Annotated in this window: 12 protein-coding genes; 8 read left to right on the top strand and 4 right to left on the bottom strand. The window is 53.4% G+C overall.

Annotated elements, in window-relative coordinates; all coding sequences use genetic code 11:
- Nucleotides 1–2: 2 nt before the first annotated feature.
- From AC2T6E_RS00770 to pdeR, 5 genes are all read left to right on the top strand, one after another.
- Complete coding sequence (locus AC2T6E_RS00770) at nucleotides 3–3,098, top strand: multidrug efflux RND transporter permease subunit (RefSeq protein WP_316383614.1); 3,096 nt, start codon at nucleotides 3–5, stop codon at nucleotides 3,096–3,098.
- Nucleotides 3,099–3,368: 270 nt separating this feature from the next.
- Complete coding sequence (gene fabI / locus AC2T6E_RS00765) at nucleotides 3,369–4,157, top strand: enoyl-ACP reductase FabI (RefSeq protein WP_014832208.1); 789 nt, start codon at nucleotides 3,369–3,371, stop codon at nucleotides 4,155–4,157.
- Between the two features lie 157 nt (nucleotides 4,158–4,314).
- Nucleotides 4,315–5,301 (top strand): CMD domain-containing protein, encoded by a 987-nt coding sequence (locus AC2T6E_RS00760; RefSeq protein ID WP_120158296.1) that lies wholly within the window; start codon nucleotides 4,315–4,317, stop codon nucleotides 5,299–5,301.
- An 88-nt stretch (nucleotides 5,302–5,389) separates the two neighbouring features.
- Entirely contained in the window at nucleotides 5,390–7,324 is a 1,935-nt protein-coding gene (locus AC2T6E_RS00755) for an exoribonuclease II (protein ID WP_182400717.1), read from the top strand.
- Between the two features lie 318 nt (nucleotides 7,325–7,642).
- Nucleotides 7,643–9,631, top strand: coding sequence for a cyclic di-GMP phosphodiesterase (pdeR, locus tag AC2T6E_RS00750; protein ID WP_100166150.1), 1,989 nt, complete (start codon nucleotides 7,643–7,645; stop codon nucleotides 9,629–9,631).
- Here pdeR and AC2T6E_RS00745 read toward each other — a convergent pair.
- Complete coding sequence (locus AC2T6E_RS00745; RefSeq protein WP_120158298.1) at nucleotides 9,628–10,497, bottom strand: crotonase/enoyl-CoA hydratase family protein; 870 nt, start codon at nucleotides 10,495–10,497, stop codon at nucleotides 9,628–9,630. The two genes, pdeR and AC2T6E_RS00745, sit on opposite strands and share 4 nt — an antisense overlap.
- 193 nt (nucleotides 10,498–10,690) lie before the next feature.
- Between AC2T6E_RS00745 and AC2T6E_RS00740 the strand changes: the two genes are divergently transcribed.
- The 3 genes from AC2T6E_RS00740 to osmB all read left to right on the top strand — a co-directional run bounded on the left by AC2T6E_RS00740 (nucleotide 10,691) and on the right by osmB (nucleotide 12,154).
- Complete coding sequence (locus tag AC2T6E_RS00740) at nucleotides 10,691–10,873, top strand: YciZ family protein (protein WP_486690211.1); 183 nt, start codon at nucleotides 10,691–10,693, stop codon at nucleotides 10,871–10,873.
- A gap of 42 nt (nucleotides 10,874–10,915) precedes the next feature.
- A complete protein-coding gene (gene yciT, locus AC2T6E_RS00735) occupies nucleotides 10,916–11,668 on the top strand; it encodes a DNA-binding transcriptional regulator YciT (protein WP_108417786.1) in 753 nt (250 codons plus the stop codon).
- 267 nt (nucleotides 11,669–11,935) lie between these two features.
- Nucleotides 11,936–12,154, top strand: coding sequence for an osmotically-inducible lipoprotein OsmB (osmB, locus tag AC2T6E_RS00730; protein ID WP_010431738.1), 219 nt, complete (start codon nucleotides 11,936–11,938; stop codon nucleotides 12,152–12,154).
- Nucleotides 12,155–12,256: 102 nt separating this feature from the next.
- On the opposite strand, the gene yciH is transcribed toward osmB, so the two are convergent.
- The 3 genes from yciH to lapB all read right to left on the bottom strand — a co-directional run bounded on the left by yciH (nucleotide 12,257) and on the right by lapB (nucleotide 14,675).
- Nucleotides 12,257–12,583, bottom strand: a complete 327-nt coding sequence (gene yciH / locus AC2T6E_RS00725; protein ID WP_108417787.1) for a stress response translation initiation inhibitor YciH — start codon at nucleotides 12,581–12,583, stop codon at nucleotides 12,257–12,259.
- Nucleotides 12,583–13,320 (bottom strand): orotidine-5'-phosphate decarboxylase, encoded by a 738-nt coding sequence (pyrF, locus tag AC2T6E_RS00720; RefSeq protein ID WP_148401204.1) that lies wholly within the window; start codon nucleotides 13,318–13,320, stop codon nucleotides 12,583–12,585. The genes yciH and pyrF overlap by 1 nt, the downstream gene beginning before the upstream one ends.
- A gap of 185 nt (nucleotides 13,321–13,505) precedes the next feature.
- Nucleotides 13,506–14,675 carry a lipopolysaccharide assembly protein LapB gene (lapB, locus tag AC2T6E_RS00715; RefSeq protein ID WP_100166146.1) on the bottom strand — a complete coding sequence of 390 codons (1,170 nt, stop codon included), beginning with the start codon at nucleotides 14,673–14,675 and terminating at the stop codon, nucleotides 13,506–13,508.
- Nucleotide 14,676 lies beyond the last annotated feature (1 nt).

The following is a 14,676-nucleotide window of genomic DNA, read 5'->3' as shown; positions in this document are numbered from 1 at the left end:
TAATGCCTCATTTTTTTATTGAACGCCCCGTTTTTGCCTGGGTAGTGGCGCTTTTTATCGTTCTGGCGGGACTTCTGTCTATTCCCCGTTTACCGATTTCGCAGTATCCGGCGGTGGCACCGCCGGGAATCATTATTTCCGTCAGTTACCCGGGGGCCAGCCCCGATATCATGAATACGTCGGTGGTGTCGTTAATAGAACGCGAAATCTCTGGAGTCGATAACTTGCTCTATTTCGAATCATCCAGTGACACAACCGGTTCAGCATCAATTACCGTCACGTTTAAACCAGGCACGGACATCAAGCTGGCGCAGATGGACCTGCAGAATCAGATTAAGATCGTCGAGCCTCGTCTACCTCAGGCGGTAAGACAAAACGGCATTAACGTCGAGGCCGCTAATTCTGGCTTTTTAATGATGGTGGGGCTGAAATCCACGACAGGTCAATTTGAAGAAGCCGATTTAAGCGACTATTTTGCCAGAAACGTCAGTGACGAGCTTCGTCGCGTGCCCGGCGTAGGGAAAGTTCAGCTGTTTGGCGGCGAAAAAGCGCTGCGTATCTGGTTGGATCCCATGACGCTTCACAGCTATGGGCTCTCGGTAAGTGATGTTCTTACCGCCGTTGGCCAGCAAAATGCCCTGGTTTCGGCCGGTAAAACGGGAGATGAGCCAGCAACTGAAGGACAAGGGGTAACGTATCCCATCACCGTAAAGGGACAGCTCTCCTCGGTCGAGGCGTTCAGGAATATCACCCTGAAATCTGACGCATCCGGCGCCCGCCTGAAACTGTCCGACATTGCGCGGATTGAATCTGGCCTGCAAAGCTACGCCTTTGGTATCCGCGAAAATGGCGTGCCCGCAACGGCGGCGGCAATCCAGCTGTCGCCTGGCGCGAATGCAATGAGTACGGCTTCAGGCGTACGGGCGCGCATCGACGAGCTTTCCCGGGTGTTACCCGACGGAATGACGTTTACGGTGCCTTTCGATACCGCGCCGTTTGTAAAACTTTCTATCATGAAAGTTGTCCAGACATTTGTGGAAGCGATGATCCTCGTCTTCCTGGTTATGCTGCTGTTTCTGCACAAGATACGCTGTACGCTTATCCCGGCGATTGTTGCTCCCGTCGCACTTCTTGGCACCTTCACGGTGATGCTATTGAGCGGCTACTCCATCAATATTCTGACGATGTTCGGCATGGTGCTGGCGATAGGGATTATCGTTGATGATGCCATTGTGGTCGTAGAAAACGTTGAACGACTGATGGAGGAAAAAAGCCTGTCCCCGCGTGACGCCACGCGGCAAGCCATGCAGGAAATCACCCCGGCGATTATAGGCATCACGCTGGTGCTTACCGCCGTCTTTATCCCCATGGGGTTTGCTGAAGGATCCGTCGGGATTATCTACCGACAATTTTGTATTTCCATGGCGGTCTCCATACTGCTATCCGCGTTTCTTGCCCTGACGCTGACGCCTGCCCTGTGCGCAACGTTACTCAAGCCGCATAAGGCAGGAAAGCGCGGAGGTGGAAGATTCGCGGCAGGGTTTAACGCGCGCTTCCGTTCGCTCACGGCCTGTTACGAAGTCGGGCTGGGTGCTGTTCTGAAGCGAAGCGGACGTATGCTGTTCCTGTACGTTGCGCTTTGCGCTGCGCTGTTTTTGGGAATGTCTTCGTTACCGTCATCCTTTCTGCCGGACGAAGATCAAGGCTACTTTATGTCCTCAATCCAGCTGCCTTCTGATGCCACGATGCAGCGCACCCTCAACGTGGTTAAAAAGTTTGAAGAGGAAATTGCGGCCCGGCCGGATATTGAAAGCAACATAATGATCCTGGGGTTTGGGTTTTCAGGTTCGGGACCGAATTCGGCTATGGCCTTTACCACGCTGAAGGACTGGAAAAATCGGCAGGGCTCGACGGCTCAGGATGAAGCCGACCATATCCAGGCCAGCATGGCGAGCGTCTCGGATGCCGTCACGATGAGCCTGCTCCCGCCGGCCATTTCGGATATGGGCACCTCCTCGGGGTTCACCTGGTACGTGCAGGACAGAGCAGGACTGGGCTACGAGGCGTTAAAGCGTGCTGCCGACGCGCTGGTCCTGCACGCTAATCAGCGCCCTGAACTGAGTGACGTTTATATAGACGGGCTGCCGGAAGGAACAAGCCTTGCGCTCGTAGTGGACAGAGAAAAGGCGGAAGCAATGGGCGTCTCATTTGATGAAATCAACCAGACGCTCTCCGTCACCCTGGGCTCAAATTACGTCAATGACTATACGAATAGCGGCCGCGTTCAGCAGGTGATTATTCAGGCCGATGCGCCCTACCGAATGCAGCCTGAGCAGATACTGACATTATCAGTAAAAAACCGGATGGGGCAGATGGTACCGATATCTACGTTTACCACGCTTTCGTGGAACGTTGCGCCGCAGCAGTTGACGCGTTACCAGGGATATTCTGCTATTCGCATTACCGGAAATGCGGCCTCGGGAGAGTCCAGCGGCACCGCAATGAAGATTATGGAGAGTTTGTCCAGAGATTTACCTCAGGGCATGGCGGGCGAGTGGGCCGGGAGTTCATTACAGGAGCGAAAATCGGAGTCTCAGCTTCCGGGCCTTATCGTCCTGTCGATACTGGTCGTATTTATGGTACTCGCCGCCCTCTATGAGAGCTGGTCTATTCCTTTTGCGGTCATGCTGGTCGTTCCGCTGGGTCTCATCGGCGCGGTGATAGCGGTGTCTGTTGCCGGCATGACGAATGACGTTTTCTTCAAGGTCGGCCTGATTACGCTTATCGGCCTGTCAGCCAAGAACGCCATTCTGATTGTTGAATTTGCCAGGCAGCTCCATCGCCAGGGGCAGCCCCTGCTGGCGGCAACCATTCATGCCGCCAGCCAGCGCCTGCGCCCCATTCTGATGACCTCGTTAGCCTTTACTTTAGGGGTTGTTCCCTTGATGCTGGCCAGGGGGGCGAGCGACAGTACGCAGCATGCCATCGGTACCGGCGTATTTGGCGGCATGATCAGCGGTACGCTTCTCGCGATCTTCTTCGTACCCGTTTTCTTTATCGTCATTGCGCGTTTCGTCGACAACATCAGGAACGCGTGAATACCCTGGTGGGATCACGCTTCCTCTCTGGTTGGATGAGGCGAAGCTGTTGCCGGGTGATATACTGGACGAATGCTGAAATTTTGAGCCCCCGCGAGTCCGCGGTGCATTCTTCGGGGCAGGCGTCTTCGGAGAAGTGCGAGAAATATCGTGACACAAGGGGCTGTGAGTGGGCTATAATTTCGAGCTAATTTCGAATGATTTTGAAATACTGCCTGTAACGCTATGAATTACAAGGCAAAATTAGCAATGAATATAAGGATTAAAGCTATGGGTTTTCTTTCCGGTAAGCGCATTCTGGTGACTGGCGTTGCCAGCAAACTGTCCATCGCATACGGCATCGCACAGGCAATGCATCGCGAAGGCGCTGAGCTGGCGTTCACCTACCAGAACGACAAGCTGAAAGGCCGTGTTGAAGAGTTTGCCGCGCAGCTGGGTTCCAGCATCGTTCTGGAATGTGATGTTGCACAAGATGAAAGCATCGATGGCATGTTTGCTGAACTGGCGAAAACGTGGGACAAATTCGACGGTTTCGTTCACTCCATCGGCTTCGCACCTGGCGACCAGCTGGACGGCGACTACGTTAACGCGGTAACCCGTGATGGCTTCAAAATCGCGCACGACATCAGCTCCTACAGCTTCGTGGCGATGGCGAAATCTTGCCGTGCCATGCTGAACCCGGGCTCCGCCCTGCTGACGCTGTCCTACCTGGGCGCAGAGCGTGCTATCCCTAACTACAACGTGATGGGTCTGGCTAAAGCCTCTCTGGAAGCCAACGTACGCTACATGGCGAACGCAATGGGTCCTGAAGGCGTGCGCGTTAACGCCATCTCTGCAGGTCCTATTCGCACCCTGGCCGCTTCCGGTATTAAAGATTTCCGTAAAATGCTGGCACACTGCGAAGCGGTTACCCCGATTCGTCGTACTGTTACCATTGAAGATGTGGGTAACTCTGCAGCCTTCCTGTGCTCTGACCTTTCTGCGGGTATCTCCGGCGAAGTGGTTCACGTTGACGGCGGTTTCAACATCGCTGCAATGAACGAGCTGGAAATTAAATAAGTTTGTGACTCTCTTCCCGGGCGGGAAGAGAGTTTCTCTCCCCCCTGCTTTGCTCTTCGTTATTCCCTTCTGTTATTTGTTATCACCTAACAATATTTTTCCCCTCATTCGCCTTACGCCAGGATATTGATCGCCATTTTGAGATCAAGGAACGCCCATGGAACAACGCCGCTTTTCCGGCAAAGGCCACTGGTATCATGAAACCCAGTCCAACCACTCGCAAACGGATGTCCTGCCTTTGGTGCCCGAAGCCGCTAACGTCGACGATCGTTTTTTGCTCGATTTAGAACTCCCTGAAAAGATTGTCACCGCCTGCCATGGCTGGCTCGCTCCCGCCAGGGCCTTGTGCCACCTTCTGTTCCCGCTCAATATTGAGGTTAACCGACTACACACGCTTAGTGCGTACGACAGGCTCAGCACGGCGTTGACGGTCGCTCAGGCGTGTGGTGTTCAGCGACTCTGTAACCACTACGCTGCCCTGCTCGCCCCCCTTCCTGGTCCTGACTCCTCACGCGAAAGCAACCGCCGCCTGGCACAAATCACGCAATATGCCCGCCAACTTGCCAGCTCACCAGACGTCATTGACCACAAAGCGCAGCTACAGCTCGATGAAGTGGGCCTGACAACCTATGACATTGTGCTGATCAACCAGATTATCGGCTTTATTGGCTTTCAGGCGCGCGTTGTGGCGGTGTTTCAGGCGTTACTGGGGCATCCTGTACGCTGGTTGCCCGGACACCATATTCCGCCGCATTCCTTACCGGTGACTATTCGTGTCTGGGCCCCTGTACTGCCCGTCGTCGAACTGCGCTACGCGACCCCATTCCAGCTTGAGTCGCTTTCACGCTGGCAAGCAGAGCCGGAACTTCAGGCGCTCACGCCGGTGCTGAGCCACGAGCCTGCGCTACTCAACCTGACGGGCGAGATTCTGATCAATCACCGTCAAAGCGAGCCACAAACGCACGGGGCGCTAACTGCGGCAGTAGAGCTACTGACCCGTTCACCGGATCGTTTTAGCGCGGCACAATTCACGCCGCTGATTGATGCTGGGATCGCCGATATCCGCGCCATCAATCTGCTTACTCAAAGTGCATTTACTGGCTGGCTCGACCGCCTGCGAGTGGCGCTTGGCAAAGCGGAATAACCGTACTTTTTACCCAAAGAGCGCTTGCTGAAGCAGTAAGATTCGCGTAAAACTGTCAGCCGCTCAATGGCTACGAAAATAGAACATTATGTTTCAGGACAACCCGCTGCTAGCGCAGCTTAAACAGCAACTGCATTCCCAGACGCCGCGTGCAGAAGGGGTCGTAAAAGCCACGGAAAAGGGCTTTGGCTTCCTTGAAGTTGACGGGCAAAAGAGCTATTTCATCCCGCCTCCGCAGATGAAAAAAGTGATGCACGGCGATCGCGTCACAGCGGTTATTCATACGGAAAAGGAGCGCGAGTCCGCCGAGCCAGAAGAACTGATTGAACCCTTCCTGACTCGCTTCGTGGGCAAGGTACACAGAAAAGATGACCGTCTTTCCATCGTGCCGGACCATCCCCTGCTGAAAGATGCTATTCAGTGCCGTGCTGCGCGTGGCGTTGAGCACGATTTTAAAGAGGGTGACTGGGCCGTTGCTGAAATGCGCCGCCACCCTCTCAAAGGCGACCGTGGTTTCTATGCTGAGCTGACGCAATTTATCACCTTCGGCGACGACCACTTCGTCCCGTGGTGGGTAACGCTGGCGCGTCACAATCTTGAAAAAGAGGCGCCAGACGGCGTCGCGACAGAAATGCAGGACGAAGGTCTGTCACGCCGTGACCTGACCGGTCTGGACTTTGTCACCATCGACAGTGCCAGTACCGAAGACATGGACGATGCGCTGTTTGCAGAAGAGACTGCGGATGGCAAAGTGCATCTGACCGTCGCGATTGCCGATCCTACCGCCTGGATTGTCGAAGGCAGCAAACTGGACGATATGGCAAAAGTGCGTTCGTTCACCAACTACCTGCCGGGCTTCAATATCCCGATGCTGCCGCGCGAACTCTCTGACGATCTCTGCTCGCTGCGCCCGAATGAAGTGCGCCCGGTACTCGCCTGCCGCATGACTATCGCCGCCGACGGCACGATTGAAGACGATATCGAATTCTTTGCTGCGACCATCGAATCCAAAGCCAAGCTGGCCTATGACGACGTGTCCGACTGGCTGGAAAATACGGGCACCTGGCAACCTGAAAACGACGCCATTGCCGCGCAAATTCGACTGTTGCATCGCGTGTGTCTGAACCGCAGTGAATGGCGTAAAACCCATGCGCTGGTCTTCAAGGACCGTCCGGACTACCGTTTCGTGTTGGGTGAAAAAGGCGAAGTGCTGGATATCGTTGCTGAACCACGCCGCATCGCTAACCGTATTGTTGAAGAAGCCATGATCTCGGCCAACATTTGTGCCGCCCGCATATTGCGCGACAAGTTAGGCTTCGGCATCTATAACGTGCATACCGGGTTCGATCCGGCTAACACCGAGGCGCTGGCTGCCCTGCTGAAAACGCATGACGTGCATGTCGATCCTGAAGAAGTGCTGACGCTGCAAGGCTTCTGCAAACTTCGTCGCGAACTCGATGCGCAACCATCCGGTTTCCTCGACAGCCGTATTCGCCGCTTCCAGTCCTTTGCCGAAATCAGCATCGAACCGGGCCCACATTTCGGTCTGGGGCTTGAAGCCTATGCCACCTGGACCTCTCCGATTCGTAAGTACGGCGACATGGTAAACCATCGCCTGCTGAAAGCGATTATCAAAGGGGAATCGGTCGCGCGTCCTCAGGATGATTCCACCGTGCAAATGGCCGAGCGCCGCCGCCTGAACCGTATGGCTGAACGCGATGTCGGTGACTGGCTGTACGCGCGCTTCCTGAATGATAAAGCAGGAACGGATGCCCGCTTCCCGGCCGAAATCATTGATATCAGCCGCGGCGGTATGCGCGTACGTCTGGTGGACAACGGTGCCGTTGCTTTCATTCCTGCGCCATTCCTGCATGCTGTACGCGACGAGCTGGTCTGTAGCCAGGAAAACGGAACCGTGCAAATCAAAGGCGAAACGGTTTACAAAGTCACTGACGTGATTGATGTGAATATCGCTGAAGTTCGCATGGAAACGCGCAGCATTATTGCGCGCCCGGTCGCCTGATAAGCTGTTAAATTGTCGACCCTTTCCCTCATGGATGGGTCGACAAACTCTTCTCTCATCACAAACCACAAAATCACTGACTATTTTCCGTCTCCTCCCGCCCAAAATCGCCATAATTATCTACATTAAAAGAATCACTTCATATTCGGTTACGTGAATTTTTATACGCTGAGTATCCTTTTTAACCTGACTCGTTTTATTATTAGAAATCAGGGAAAAAACAATAAGTTCACTTCGGTTTTGCCGCTGTATCACAACGGAAAGTCGACAACAAATGAATGATTTGTGCGCTAATGAGCAGCTGCGGGAGAAAACAGGATGGACGATTTGGAGCAGAATTTGCTGTTTCGTTACATGGGAACCCACAGCCCCTGGTGGCGACTGACCGCTGACAGCAATGCTCTGCATCTCTCCACCAGTGAAAATGCCGATGTGACGCAAGTGATCGCGCTGAATGATGAACAGGCCGCGCTCATCCGCCAGTTAACCGTCATCACCTCCAGCATCTCGATGACCCTCTCTTTGTACGGTGAAGATGTTCCTGTCCATCTGGTCGGGCGAAAAATTACCCGAAACGAGTGGGCCGGTACTGCCTCTGCCTGGCACGATACCCCTTCCGTTGCGCGCGATCTGGCGCAGGGCCTCTCTTTTGCCGAACAGGTTGTCTCAGAAGCCAATTCAGTAATCGTTATCCTGGACCAGAACGGCAATATCCAGCGCTTTAACCGCCTGAGTGAAGAGTACACCGGGCTGAAAGAGCACGAGGTGATCGGGCAAAACGTCTTCAAACTGTTTATGACCCGCAGCGAAGCCGCTGCCTCAAGACGTAATATCGCCGGTTTTTTTCGTAACGGCAGTTCCTATGAAGTTGAACGCTGGGTCAAGACCCGCAAAGGGCAGCGATTGTTTCTGTTCAGAAATAAATTTGTTCACAGCGGCAGCGGTAAAAATGAAATTTATCTCATCTGTTCCGGTACCGATATCACGGAGGAGCGGCGTGCTCAGGAACGCCTGCGCGTGTTGGCCAATACGGATACCATCACCGGACTGCCAAACCGAAACGCGATCCACGAGCTGATTTCCGATGCCATCGCCACCCGGGGAGACACTCAGGTCGGCGTGGTCTATCTCGATCTGGATAATTTTAAAAAGGTTAACGATGCCTATGGGCACATGTTTGGCGACCAGTTATTGCAGGCCGTCGCCCTTGCCATTCTGAGTTGTCTGGATGAAGGTCAGGTGCTGGCGAGACTCGGCGGTGATGAGTTTATTGTAATGGCAACCGATACCTCGCAAGGCTCACTGGAAGCCATGGCATCGCGTATTTTGAGCCGGTTACGGCAACCCTTCCGCATCGGCTTAATTGAAATTTACACCGGCTGCTCTCTGGGCATCGCCCTTGCCCCGCAGCATGGTAACGACCGCGAGAGCGTCATTCGCAACGCGGATACCGCGATGTATACCGCGAAAGAGAACGGGCGAGGCAAGTTCTGCGTTTTCTCTCCAGAGATGAACCAGCGCGTGTTCGAATATCTTTGGCTGGATACCAACCTGCGCAAAGCGCTGGATAACGACCAGCTCTTGATCCACTATCAGCCGAAAATGACCTGGCGCGGTGAAGTCAGAAGCCTGGAAGCGCTGGTGCGCTGGCAATCGCCAGAGCGCGGACTTATTCCTCCGCTGGAATTTATCTCTTACGCTGAGGAGTCCGGCTTGATTGTGCCGCTCGGTCGCTGGGTTATGCTGGACGTGGTGCGTCAGGTGGCTAAATGGCGCGATAAAGGCATTAACCTGCGGGTGGCGGTCAACGTATCAGCGCGTCAACTGGCAGACCAGACGATATTCAGTGACCTGAAACAGGCGCTGAAAGATCTGAATTTTGAATATTGCCCTATCGATGTTGAACTGACCGAGAGCTGTCTTATCGAAAACGAAGAGCTGGCCCTTTCGGTCATCCAGCAGTTCAGCCAGCTTGGGGCGCAAATTCATCTGGACGATTTCGGTACAGGCTATTCATCTCTGTCACAGCTGGCGCGTTTTCCTATCGATGCCATCAAGCTCGATCAGTCATTTGTGCGGGATATCCATAAACAATCCATTTCGCAGTCTTTGGTCCGTGCGATTGTGGCCGTTGCTCAGGCACTGAATCTGCAGGTCATTGCGGAAGGCGTGGAGAGTGCAAAAGAAGACGCCTTTCTGACTAAGAACGGCGTCAACGAACGGCAAGGTTTTCTGTTTGCTAAGCCGATGCCCGCTGCCGTTTTCGAGCGATGGCTAAAGCGCTATCAGTCACGAAAGATGCGTTAACTGGCCTGGCGTAACCCCGCCGCCTGATGGCGGTTTTGCAGCATAACCAGACGTTCCATATAAGCGATATCTTTCGGTTCAAGGCAAAACGCGGCATCGACCCAGTCTTCTGTAATATCCATCAGTTCACTGCGTGGCAGCTGCAACACGCGGGTACGGGCGCGCAGCATTGCCCTTACGCCGTTCAGCTTCGGCTGCAGCGTGTCGATAAATGTTCGGACGGTGACGTAGCTTTGTCCCGGTTCAAACAGCACATCCACCAATCCGTGCTGTTCGTACCACTCAGCCGTATGGGATTCCCCTTTGTAAATGAGCTCCTCTGCCAGCTTCATGCCTGAGCGGCGTGCAACGAGCGAATAGCCCCCCATCCCGGGGAAAAGATTAAAGGCGATCTCCGGGAACCCTAACCGGGCATCGCGCTGAGCCAGGAGAAAATGGTGCGCCAGCGCAGCCTCGAAGCCGCCTCCTAAGGCGCTCCCTTCGACCATCGCCAGCGTAATTGCCCCGGTATCAAAACCCCGTGATGCGGCGTGTACGCAATCAACACAGGCACGCGCATATGCACGTAATGCTTCCCGGCGCCCGTTTTGAATACAGTCTACGAAGAACTGCAAGTCCCCACCGGCGTTATACATATCGGGTACCAGCGATCCGGTAACCCAAAAATCGACCGCAAAACCGGACTGGCGAACCAGCCAGGAAAAATTCATGATCTCCTCTATTAATGCGTGGTTGAAGCAAGGGCGCGGTTGCGACCGCAACATCATCCAGACAGTGCGACGCTCCGCCTCATAATAGCCCGCCAGCTGAGTGAAACGTTCAGTATCGGTAAACAGTGTGCAGGTTGCTTGATTGATAACGGTCATAGTCTAATTCCTCTTAAAAAAAAGCGCCTTGCGCGCAGTTTTAGACTAATCCACTCATTAACCCCGCTGCATGAGAGGGAATAAAATTATCACTTTCATTTATGTACTTTAGTTATTGCATTTTTTCCCTTCTCTTTTGTTCCCATTTTCTGCATCATTGAAAATATTAACTTTTCGCTCCTGGGGTGAGATTATGTCTGACATTGATGCACTGGCTGTGGCACGACGTATTGATACGGTGCTGGATATCCTGGTAGCGGGTGATTATCACTCTGCGATCCGTAATCTTGAGATCCTGAAATCAGAGTTACTGGCTCACAAAGATTCCGATTCCGCGGCAGAAAGCGCTCAGCCAAAAGCCCCGTGGGAAGTTTGACTCCACCGTTTCCGACCTCGTTTTGCTTTTTAAATGGATGCTATGAATTCCCGACAACAAATCATTTTGCAGATGGTCATCGATCAGGGGCGCGTAAGCGTGGTCGATCTCGCGAAAACGACCGGCGTTTCTGAAGTCACAATCCGTCAGGATCTTAACCTTCTGGAAAAACAGAGCTACCTGCGTCGTGCGCATGGTTATGCCGTCCCACTGGACAGTGAAGACGTTGAAACCCGCATGATGAACAATTATGCCCTCAAGCGAGAACTGGCAGAATTTGCTGCGTCCTTAGTGAACAATGGTGAAACGGTCTTTATTGAGAATGGCAGCAGTAACGCCCTTCTGGCACGTACCCTGGCCGATCAAAAAGACGTCACCATTATTACCGTCAGCAGCTATATTGCGCATCTGCTGAAAGAGACGCGCTGTGAGGTCATTCTGCTGGGCGGTATTTACCAGAAGAAAAGTGAAAGCATGGTGGGACCACTCACTCGCCAGTATGTCCAGCAGGTTCATTTCAGCAAAGCGTTCATTGGCATTGATGGCTGGCAACCTGACACCGGGTTCACCGGTCGGGATATGATGCGTTCTGACGTGGTTAATGCCGTGCTGGAAAAAGAGTGTGAAGCAATTGTCCTTACCGACAGTTCTAAATTCGGTTCTGTACATCCCTATATGATGGGCCCGATAAACCGATTTAGCCGCGTGATCACCGATGAACGGCTGAGTGATGAACATCGCCAGCAGCTTGAGCAGGACGGCCTGACCGTCGATATTGTGAGAAAACCTGCCTGACTCTCCTCTGCGCCTGAATAACGGGCGCAAATCCCCCCCCCCTCTCTCTGAGATGATTCCGAAGCCTGCTTTAAGAGTTTTTACCTGTTTAACCTGGGCTAAAGGGGTAAAATTATTATTAGCGATATAACAGGAAGTGACTATCACTTGCGTGATTACGTAACACCTGCGCGACTAGCTTTCATGGAAAACAGAATTTAAGTATGACTATTGTCTATACTTAAAGTGCACTTCTTTCCGTGAATCGATAATTCAGGAGAAAGTATTATGACCTTTACCAGCAAAAAAATCGCTGCCGCTGTTCTGGCAATTACAGTAGCTATGTCCCTGAGCGCCTGCTCTAACTGGTCTAAACGTGACCGTAACACCGCAATTGGTGCGGGTGCCGGTGCTCTTGGTGGTGCGGTATTAACGGATGGTAGTACGCTGGGTACATTAGGTGGTGCTGCTGTCGGCGGTATTATCGGTCACCAGGTGGGCAAATAATCACCATAACGGCTCTCACCGGTCTAATAATATATTCAGTATTTTTCAGGTCTGACTTACACACGTATAAAGAGCCACGGTTAACGCCGTGGCTCTTTTAATTTAGCCGCCCGCCAGTTTAACTTTCATTCCTTTGGCTTCGAGCAGCGTTTTAATTAAATCGCGTTTGTCGCCCTGAATTTCGATCACGCCATCTTTCACGGCACCGCCGCAACCGCATTTCTTTTTTAATTCTGCGGCCAGGTTAGCCAGCTCCGCATCATCCAGATCGATACCGGTAATCAGACACACGCCCTTGCCCTTGCGACCACTGGTCTGACGCTGGATGCGCACGATGCCATCACCTTTAGGACGTTCAGCTTTCTCTTTTGGCTCATCGATACGCCCGGTGCCGGTGGAGTAGACCAGGCGGCTGTTGGAATCGCTCATCAGGCACCCTTTTTCAATGACGCGTTGATCGCTTTTAGCGTCTGCGCCGGATCCGCAGATTGCGTAACGGGACGGCCGATCACCATATAATCCACACCTGCAGCCAATGCTTGCTCTGGCGTCATAATACGGCGCTGATCGCCAACCTCACTGCCCGCGGGACGAATACCCGGCGTGATAAGCTTAAATTGTTGGCCCAGTTCGGATTTGAAGCGCACCGCCTCCTGTGCTGAACAGACTACCCCATCGAGACCACAGTTTTGCGTTAGACGAGCCAGACGTTCAGCTTGCTCAGCGGGTGACAACGTCACACCAAGATCGCGCAGGTCAGATTCATCCATGCTGGTCAGCACGGTGACCGCAATCAGAAGCGGTGCATCTTTGCCGAAGGGCACCAGCGCCTCGCGCGCGGCGGTCATCATACGCGCCCCACCCGATGCATGGACGTTGACCATCCACACACCAAGCTCGGCTGCAGCAGCGACGGCATGCGCAGTGGTGTTGGGAATATCATGGAATTTCAGGTCCAGGAAAACGTCAAACCCACGCTGCTGAAGATCGCGGACAATTTGCGGACCAAACAGGGTAAACATCTCTTTGCCAACTTTCAGACGGCAATCTCGCGGATCGATACCATCAACAAAGGCCAGCGCGGTCTCGCGGTTATTGTAATCAAGCGCAACAACAACAGGAGAATCAGTAATTACGCGGGAAGCGGAGGAAGTAACAGACGTCATGACCAGCCCTTTTCGTCTATGGGCGCGCAGCGGCGCGGAACAGATAAACGGCCTGCATTCTACCTGCCAGCGGTGGAAATTGACAGAATCGATTTCCTTTCCTGCCTGACCGAAAAATCGCACGGTGCCGACTCAGTGACAAAACCCAACAGTATGTTGTAACTAAAGTGGGGCGTTTTAAAAAATTACTGCCCGTCAAGACCACGAATCGGCTTGATGGTTGACCAGGCCCGGCACGAAGGACAGTGCCAGTACAGCGTGTAGGCAGTAAAACCGCACTTCTGGCAGCGGTAGCGCGGCTTACTGCGTACCTGCTCGCCGACCATATCGCGCAGCACCATCAGGCTCTCTTTGGCACGCCCTTCTTCTGCGTCGTTCAGGTGGTAATCCATCAGCTTATGGAACACCCGCATGGTCGGATGGCGCTGCAGCTGACGCGTAATATACACCTGCGCGGTGTCGCTTCCCTCATACTGCTCAACAACGTCTGAGAGCATCAGTTCAGCGGTGGCGCCAGTATTTTCTTCCACGCAACGACGCAGGAATGCTACCCACTCATCCTGCTTGTCGAGCTGTTGATAGCAGGTTTGCAGCATTTCCAGCGTTTCACTGACCAATTCTTTATCCTGGTCGATAACCCGCAACAGGCTTTCAACGGCTTTGGCGTAGTCGCCATTCGCCATAAAGACGCGCCCCATCATGATGGAGATTCGCGCGCTGTTGCGATCCGCAGCGGCGCCTTTCTTCAGCAGTGCCATGGCTTTATCCATGTCGTCGTTGCCCATCTGCTGAAGCGCCAGTTCGCAATAGAAGTGAGCAATTTCTACGCGTTGCTTATCTTTGCCAAGCTTCACCAGACGTTCGGCTGTATCTATGGCTTTTTGCCAGTCGCTGGTCGCCTGGTAAATCTGCAGTAACTGCTGGAGCGCACTGATACGGAAGTCGGTCTCATCAACCAGTTGGGTGAACATATCTTCGGCACGGTCGTACAGCCCCGCCGCCATGTAATCACGTCCCAGCTGTTGAACGGCCAGCAAACGTTGATCGTAGGTTAACGACGCGCTTTCCATCAGCGTCTGGTGAATACGAATAGCGCGATCAACCTCACCGCGCGAGCGGAACAGGTTGCCCAGGGTGAGATGCGCTTCTACGGTGCCCGTATCCTCTTTCAACATATCAAGGAACAGATCAACCGCTTTATCCTGTTGATTGCTCAGGAGGAAGTTCACCCCCGCAACATAGTCGCGGGAGAGTCGGTTGGCCTCATCCTGTTTTGTTTGTTGCGCACTTCTGCGGCCCATATACCAGCCATAGGCTGCGGCTACAGGCAAAAGCAGAAACAACAACTCCAGCATA

This window comes from Enterobacter sp. B79-1 (genome assembly GCF_057444735.1).
This window is presented reverse-complemented; position numbering and strand designations above follow the sequence as displayed.